Origin of the sequence: Phocaeicola fibrisolvens, assembly GCF_025567125.1 — a bacterium.
Lineage (GTDB): Bacteria > Bacteroidota > Bacteroidia > Bacteroidales > Bacteroidaceae > Phocaeicola > Phocaeicola fibrisolvens.
This window is the reverse complement of record NZ_JAOQJI010000001.1, coordinates 185,480-191,713: the sequence shown is the minus strand read 5'-3', so window position 1 is coordinate 191,713 and position 6,234 is coordinate 185,480. Positions and strand designations below refer to the sequence as shown.

4 protein-coding genes and 1 riboswitch are annotated in these 6,234 nt (G+C 50.9%); of the genes, 3 read left to right on the top strand and 1 reads right to left on the bottom strand.

Going from position 1 to position 6,234, the window contains the following annotated elements; all coding sequences use genetic code 11:
* Positions 1 to 118: 118 nt before the first annotated feature.
* Complete coding sequence (locus OCV81_RS00700; RefSeq protein ID WP_148327740.1) at positions 119 to 943, bottom strand: outer membrane protein assembly factor BamD; 825 nt, start codon at positions 941 to 943, stop codon at positions 119 to 121.
* A 309-nt stretch (positions 944 to 1,252) separates the two neighbouring features.
* Between OCV81_RS00700 and OCV81_RS00695 the strand changes: the two genes are divergently transcribed.
* From OCV81_RS00695 to nrdG, 3 genes are all read left to right on the top strand, one after another.
* Positions 1,253 to 2,683 (top strand): CCA tRNA nucleotidyltransferase, encoded by a 1,431-nt coding sequence (locus OCV81_RS00695; protein ID WP_148327739.1) that lies wholly within the window; start codon positions 1,253 to 1,255, stop codon positions 2,681 to 2,683.
* Between the two features lie 256 nt (positions 2,684 to 2,939).
* Positions 2,940 to 3,125, top strand: a riboswitch (cobalamin riboswitch).
* A 2-nt stretch (positions 3,126 to 3,127) separates the two neighbouring features.
* Positions 3,128 to 5,539: an anaerobic ribonucleoside triphosphate reductase gene (locus OCV81_RS00690; protein ID WP_394802504.1), complete on the top strand. Its 2,412-nt coding sequence runs from the start codon at positions 3,128 to 3,130 to the stop codon at positions 5,537 to 5,539.
* Between the two features lie 15 nt (positions 5,540 to 5,554).
* A complete protein-coding gene (gene nrdG / locus OCV81_RS00685) occupies positions 5,555 to 6,016 on the top strand; it encodes an anaerobic ribonucleoside-triphosphate reductase activating protein (protein ID WP_148327737.1) in 462 nt (153 codons plus the stop codon).
* Positions 6,017 to 6,234: the final 218 nt, after the last annotated feature.

Genomic DNA, 6,234 nt, shown 5'->3' with positions numbered 1-6,234 from the left:
TAAAGATACAAAATCTTTAGGTAATAACAATGCCTCGGCTTGGGAAAGTCGGGGCGTTGTCATAAAAAAAGAGGGTATGCATTTTGACACACCCTCATCCCTTATTTTTCCGAAAACGTTATTCTTCCGGAGTCTCTTCCATTTTCCGCTTTACAAACTTGATTTTCAGGTTGGCTTCCTTCTGCTCTTTCTTGATTTCCTCCATCGCAGAAAGCACACGGGCCAGCTCGCTCAACTCGGCCACGGCCTTCACATCGTCCGGACGCATCACGGTCTTGTAGTTGCGGTCGCCGATAAATTCCAGACGGATGTTCTTCTTGTCACGGTTGGCCACCAAGAATGCAATAACGCCCCCATCCTGCCCCAACTTGTAGTCGGCCTTTTCCACCGGACGACCCAAATCGGTAGTCTCATAGCTGTCGACCGACTGCGGAGTCTCGGCAAACGTATCGTCCACACTCACCTTCACTGCCGTATGATGAATACTTCCCCCGGCGCAATAAATAGAGGTCAGCGACATCTCGCCCTGCTCGCTCACCTGTGCACGTAGGAACGACCGACCGATGTTTTTCTCGACCACCTGCGTGGGATAGAAATAATTGCCTACTTCCTGGTAGGCGGTATCTTTTTCCAACACGAACTTCCCTTTAATAGAATCGAGGGCAGCCTGCTTCACTGTCATCATGCTGTCCAAATAAGTCAGGGTCTTGGTCTGCTCGGCAAGGTCAATCTGCTGCATCAGCTTGATGCCGGCTTTCCGCACCTCAAAAGCCTTGGGATACAGGTTCCGGATGCTGTCAATCTGCAACTTGGCCAAACTATACTCACCGGCAGCGTATGCCGTCTCTGCACGCTGGAACAATTCGCCGGCACGCTTTTCGTCACTCTGGCATCCACACAGTGCCACCGCCATGGGAAAAATCAATAATCCTATCTTTTTCATACGTTTATACATGATTCTATAGCGGCAAAAATACAACTATTTTCCGGAACTCTTCCGCACATTTTTTCTTTTTTCACCGCATTTTCAAGGTCTTCCTTTCCGAAACCGTACGTTTCCCGACAGCGAAACGTACGGTTCTGCAACGGGAAACATACGGCTTGCATACGGAAACCCTACAAATTACAGAAAGGTCTTCACCTAAACGCCCTGACGTTTTTCCTTCTACCTCCACACGCCACAATAAAGGCCGGTGCAGAATTTCACAGGATTTTTTGTACCTTTGCAGGCAAATTGAAAAAGATACATCGAATGGAATTAAAAGAACACTTCACCGACCGAATTTTCAAACTGATCTCGGAAACAGCCGATGAGCTGGGACTGGAATGTTATGTGGTGGGAGGATACGTGAGAGACATCTTCCTGCACCGGCCTTCCAAAGACATCGACGTAGTGGTAGTGGGAAGCGGAATTGAAATCGCACAGGCTTTCGGGAAGAAGCTGGGACGAGGTGCTCATATATCCGTATTCAAGAATTTTGGTACGGCACAAGTCAAATTCAAGGACACGGAAGTGGAGTTCGTGGGGGCACGGAAAGAATCGTACAGCCACGACAGCCGCAAACCCGTGGTGGAAGACGGTACGCTGGAAGATGACCAGAACCGGAGGGACTTTACCATCAATGCCATGGCGGTCTGTCTGAACAAGGACCGCTACGGAGAGCTGGTGGACCCGTTCGGAGGACTGGATGACCTGAAGGAACGGACCATCCGTACACCGCTCGACCCGGACATCACCTTCAGCGACGACCCGCTGCGCATGATGCGCTGCATCCGCTTTGCCACACAGCTGAATTTCTACATCGACGACGAGACCTTTGCGGCACTGGAACGCAACAAGGACCGCATCAAGATAATCTCCCGCGAACGCATCGCCGACGAACTAAACAAGATACTCTTGTCGCCGGTTCCGTCGAAAGGGTTTATCGACCTGGACCGCTGCGGACTGCTGGAACTGATTTTCCCGGAACTGGTGGCTCTGCAAGGAGTGGAAGTACGCAACGGACGCGGGCACAAGGATAATTTCTACCATACCCTGGAAGTGGTGGACAACATCTCCAAAGTGACCAATGACCTGTGGCTGCGCTGGGCGACCCTGCTCCACGACATCGGCAAACCGAGAACGAAACGCTGGGAACCCAAGGCGGGATGGACTTTCCACAATCATAATTTCATCGGGGAAAAGATGATTCCGGAAATTTTCCGCAAAATGAAACTCCCGATGAACGAAAAGATGAAATACGTGCAGAAGCTCGTGGGACTGCACATGCGCCCCATCGTCATTGCCGACGAGGAAGTGACCGATTCAGCGGTCCGCCGTCTGCTGTTTGAGGCCGGCGACGACATCGACGACCTGATGATGCTCTGCGAGGCCGACATCACCTCGAAGAACGAAGCCCGCAAACAGCGCTTCCTGGACAATTTCAAGCTGGTGCGCCAGAAACTGAAGGATTTGGAAGAGAAAGACCGTATCCGGAACTTCCAGCCGCCGGTAGACGGGGCTGAAATCATGCACGTGTTCAACCTCCAGCCTTGCCGTGAAATCGGCAGCCTGAAAAGTTCCATCAAGGACGCCATTCTCGACGGGGTGATTCCGAACGAACACGATGCGGCCTTCGACTTTATGCTGAAGAAAGCGGAGCAGATGGGCCTGAAACCGGTCAACCTGCCTGAAAAGAAATAATCTGCCCATCTCTCACAACCCCCGTATGCTGGCTGCTGCCGGAGGTTGTGAGAGACTTTTTCTTCTCCTATTTCCTTCCTCTCTTAAACTAAGGAATAATCCGGAAGTTTCCAATATTCAAAAACCTGTATAAATTACAGTTTACCAAAATACACATCCACAGTATGCTGTAGACCTAATTTACGCTGGAAAAGTTCTCCAAATTTAGAGACTCATCTAAATTCTCATTTTTTATTTTCCTCCCAAACGTCTATCTTTGTCTCACTTTTCCGAAGGTAACTTAACCGTTTCAAAAGGGAATGCCGTGCAAATCGGCGACAGTACCTGCTGCTGTGATTCTTGTGGAAACCGTGACACGCTCTGCAAGCCACTGTGAGCCCACTCATGGGAAGGCGTCTACGGCGAGAGATCAGTCAGAAGACCTGCCCGGGAAAGCCTAAATTTATGTCTCACTCTTTAATTTACAGAAAAATGAATCTGACAGAAATCCGTATCATCAAGCGCGACGGAAAGCAGGAGAACTTTTCGGCCGCCAAAATCACCAATGCCATCGGTAAAGCGTTCAAGGCAACCGGCATCGACTTCCAGGAGGAGGAAATAGAAGGTATCACCCGGCAGGTAGTGTCGCATTTCACCCAACAGACCATCGGGGTGGAAGATATCCAGGACCTCGTGGAAAACGAACTGATGAAGGTACAGCCGGAGGTGGCCAAGAAATACATTATCTACCGCCAGTGGCGTAACACTGAACGGGAGCGTAAGACGCGTATCAAGCACATCATGGACGGCATCGTGGCCATCGACAAGAACGATGTGAACCTGAGCAACGCCAACATGTCGAGTCATACGCCGGCCGGACAGATGATGACGTTCGCTTCTGAAATCACCAAGGATTACACCTACAAATATTTGCTACCCAAGCAGTATGCCGAGGCACACCAGCTGGGCGACATCCACATTCACGACCTAGATTATTACCCCACTAAAACGACGACTTGTATCCAGTACGACCTGGACGACCTATTCGAACGGGGTTTCCATACCAAAAACGGCAGCATCCGTACGCCGCAGTCCATCCAGAGCTATGCTACCCTGTCCACCATCATCTTCCAGACCAACCAGAACGAACAGCATGGAGGACAGGCTATTCCGGCCTTCGACTTCTTCATGGCCAAAGGGGTACTGAAGAGTTTCCAGAAAATCCTGGCCACACTCCTCAGCTTGTTGTTCGACCTCAAGGGAATAGAAACCGACGAAAAAGAAATCCTCAAAGGCATACGTACGCATTTCCAGGGCATCGAAGCCGGAGAAGAAACACGTACTACTTACCTCAGCTTTCTGGCAAACCAAGGCCTTACGCTGACACAGGAAGAACTGGACTACGCGTTGCGCAAGACGCTGACACAGACCCGCAAAGACACGCACCAAGCCATGGAAGGTTTCATCCACAACCTGAACACTATGCATTCCCGCGGAGGAAACCAGGTGGTTTTCAGTTCCATCAATTACGGTACCGACACCTCGGCTGAGGGAAGAATGGTCATTCAGGAACTGTTGAAAGCCACCATCGAAGGCTTGGGCAACCACGGAGAGGTACCGGTGTTCCCGATTCAGATTTTCAAGGTCAAAAACGGGGTGACTTATTCCGATGCCGACTACCAGCTGGCCATGCAGGACTTTGAAGCGGCCCTTGAAGGAAAGGTGACTTTCGAATGTCCGAACTTCGACCTCTTCCTGCAGGCTTGCCGCACCACGGCCAAGGCGTTGTTCCCGAACTTCATGTTCCTGGACACCCCTTTCAACACGCACGAGAAATGGCGGGCCGACGACCCGAAACGCTACCGCTACGAGCTGGCGACCATGGGATGCCGTACCCGTGTGTTCGAGAACCTGCACGGAGAAAAGACCTCACTGGGACGAGGCAATCTTTCTTTCACGACCATGAACCTGCCGCGACTGGCCATCGAAGCGCATCGCAAAGCGGAAGCTTTTGTGGACGAAACTCCAGAAAATCGTCTAGAAAAAGCCAAGGAATTCTTCCTCCAGTCGGTTCACTCCATGGCGGAATTCATTGCCGAGCAATTATACACCCGCTACCAATACCAGCGTACGGCCCTCGCCCGGCAGTTCCCGTTCATGATGGGCAACAACGTATGGAAAGGCGGTGCACAGCGTCATCCGAATGAGGAGGTGGGCGACGTGCTGAACCAGGGTACCTTGGGCATCGGCTTCATCGGAGGGCACAACGCCATGGTGGCACTCTACGGACAGGGACACGGGCATAATCCGAAAGCCTGGGAAACGCTCTATGCAGCCGTAGAAGAAATGAACAAAGTAGCGGAGGCTTATAAGCAGAAATACGGTTTGAACTATTCCGTGCTGGCTACCCCGGCAGAAGGACTTTCCGGCCGTTTCACCCGGATGGACAAACGAAAATACGGCCTCATCGAAGGAGTGAACGACCGCGACTACTATGTCAATTCGTTCCATGTGGACGTGAAGGAGCCGATTACGATTGTAGAGAAAATCAAGCGGGAAGCTCCTTTCCATGCCCTGACCAGAGGCGGCCACATCACCTACGTGGAACTGGATGGAGAAGCGCAGAAGAACGTGAAGGCCATCGCCAAGATTGTCAAGGTGATGCACGACGAACAGATTGGCTACGGCTCCATCAACCATCCAGTAGACACCTGCCACGACTGCGGTTACAAGGGAGTTATCTACAGCCGCTGCCCGGTATGTAACGGGGAGAACATCCTGCGCATGCGCCGCATCACAGGTTACCTGACAGGCGACCTCAACAGTTGGAACTCGGCCAAGCGGGCGGAAGAGCGTGACCGTGTAAAGCATGCATAACCCTTTTTACGAGTGATGTTACATTATTTATATACATATCCAGAAACCATTGTCGACGGAGAGGGCATCCGGTATTCCATCTACCTGGCCGGATGCAGCCACCGTTGCAAGGGCTGTCACAACCCGGAATCCTGGAACCCTCGGGCCGGGAAACCACTCACACCGGAAGTACTGGAGCAGATGATTCAGGAAATCAATGCCAATCCGTTGCTCGACGGAGTGACTTTCTCGGGAGGAGACCCTTTCTACAACCCGAAAGAGTTTCTCCCGGTACTGAAAGCCATCAGCCAGCGCACAGGAATGCACATCTGGTGCTATACGGGCTACACCTACGAACAGCTCCTTCAGGACCCGGAACGCAAAGAACTCCTCCCCTACATCCATGTGCTGGTGGACGGTCCTTTCATCGAGTCGCTCTATTCTCCTTTTCTCGACTTTTGTGGAAGCAGCAACCAGCGGATTCTTAAACTCAAATAAAGACTTACCCACATTTTTGACACATGCCGCATTTTTAGTTCATAAATTCGCAACTAAAAATGTGGCATTCATTTTATCACTTTCTTCCTATTTCTCATTCGTTACCGTGCACAAAAATCACCGTTCTCGCACACGGGATTCCGTTTCCGCACACAAATGGCAAAATATGCCTTTTCTTGATTTATATCATGAAAACAACTATTTATTAAAAAAAGAAT

Coding starts and splice junctions, on each gene's coding strand:
- OCV81_RS00700 (WP_148327740.1), bottom strand. CDS start 943: ATGAAAAAGATAGGATTATTGATTTTTCCCATGGCGGTGGCACTGTGT.
- OCV81_RS00695 (WP_148327739.1), top strand. CDS start 1,253: ATGGAATTAAAAGAACACTTCACCGACCGAATTTTCAAACTGATCTCG.
- OCV81_RS00690 (WP_394802504.1), top strand. CDS start 3,128: ATGTCTCACTCTTTAATTTACAGAAAAATGAATCTGACAGAAATCCGT.
- nrdG (WP_148327737.1), top strand. CDS start 5,555: ATGTTACATTATTTATATACATATCCAGAAACCATTGTCGACGGAGAG.